This is a genomic window from Streptomyces sp. NPDC047981 (assembly GCF_040653315.1).
Lineage (GTDB): Bacteria > Actinomycetota > Actinomycetes > Streptomycetales > Streptomycetaceae > Streptomyces.
Map to the genome: position 1 here is coordinate 1 of NZ_JBEZNQ010000200.1, position 1528 is coordinate 1528.

General features: G+C 65.0%; 1 protein-coding gene and 1 pseudogene. One reads left to right on the forward strand and one right to left on the reverse strand.

Going from position 1 to position 1528, the window contains the following annotated elements; genetic code table 11:
* Positions 1 to 139, forward strand: a pseudogene (locus AB0E14_RS39740) (IS5/IS1182 family transposase); the annotation flags it as partial.
* Between the two features lie 29 nt (positions 140 to 168).
* Here the strand turns inward: AB0E14_RS39740 and AB0E14_RS39745 are convergent.
* Positions 169 to 1528 (reverse strand): hypothetical protein (locus AB0E14_RS39745; protein ID WP_362430471.1); only part of this gene is annotated, 1360 nt, incomplete at its 5' end.

Consider the following 1528-nt stretch of genomic DNA (forward strand, 5'->3'; position numbering starts at 1 on the left):
CCCCGCCAGCAGCACGGGCACCGGTCGAACGAAGCAGCGCAAGGCTGAAGACCTGGCGAATCTTCCACCGGGCCCGCTGCAGCCCCAACCACAAACCGCCATCGCCGCAGCCATCCTCACCCTTGAGCACCAACGCTGAAAATGCTCATTCTGTGGTGTGTAGGGGTGCTACTTCTTTCCTTTCGGGATAGGGGGGAGTGTGGTGATGTCTTTGCCGAGCCCGGCCTGGGCAAGTACCTCGTCCCGGTTGTCCCTCACATACGACGCCACCTGACGGGCTTTGACGTCCAGGCGCAGGCTCTGTCCCAGCCCCGCCACCCATTTCTGCAGGGTCGGCTGCGGTTGCCGGTACTCATTGGCGATGTCGGTGATGTTGAGGGCGGGGTGGCGGAGGAGGGTGACGATGACCTGCTTGTCGCGTGGGGTGAGGCCTGCGACTTCTCCGAAGGGTATGGCGGGGAGGGTGGTGATGTCGCTGCTGTCGAGCCCGGCCTGGGTAAGTACCGTGTCCTGGTTGTCCCGCACATACGACGCCACCTGACGGGCTTTGACGTCCAGGCGCAGGCTCTGTCCCAGCCCCGCCACCCATTTCTGCAGGGTCGGCTGCGGTTGCCGGTACTCATTGGCGATGTCGGTGATGTTGAAGGTGGGGTGGCGGAGGAGGGTGACGATGACCTGCTTGTCGCGTTCGGTGGGGCCTGCGACTTCTCCGGTGGGGATGGTGAGGGTGGCGATGTCGCTGCTGGTGAGCCCGGCCTGGCGAAGTGCCTCGTCCGGGTTGTCCCGCACATGCGCCATCACCTCACCGGCTGCGCCGGGCACGCGCAGGCTCCGCCCCAGCTCCCCCACCCACTGCGTCAGGGCCCACTCAGGGTGCCGGTACTTCTTGGCGAGGTCGGTGATGTTGAGGGTGGGGTGGTGGAGGAGGGTGGCGATGACCTGCTTGTCGCGTGGGGTGGGGCCTGCGACTTTTCCGGAGGGGATGGTGAGGGTGGCGATGTCGCTGCTGGTGAGCCCGGCCAGGGTAAGTACCGTGTCCGGGTTGTCCCGCACATACGTCACCACCTCACCGGCTGTGACGTCCACGCGCAGGTTTTTTCCCAGCCTCTCCACCCAATTCTGCAGGGTCTGCTTCGGGTGCCGGTACTCATTGGCGATGTCGGTGATGTTGAGGGTGGGGTGGTGGAGGAGGGTGGCGATGACCTGCTTGTCGCGTTCGTCCAGGAGTTTGGGGCAGGGGGTTTCGTAGGGGGCGAGGTCGTTGGCTCGTTTCCCGATCATGCCCACGGCGACCGCGTCCTTGTGGTCACGGATATACCGCAGTGTCTGCGCCCGTGTCGTCCCGGAGTCCAGCCCCAGCTGAGAAGTCCTCGATTGCAGCCACTTATGCAGGGTCTGCGGGTCCATGTTCATGTGCCGGGCGGTATCGGCGTTACTGCCTGCGGGTGCGGCGTTGATGCCCGCGAGGATCTGCTCATCCTTCTCCCGTGTCTGCTTGCTGGAGGGCCGGGGGTCGTGGACGACGACA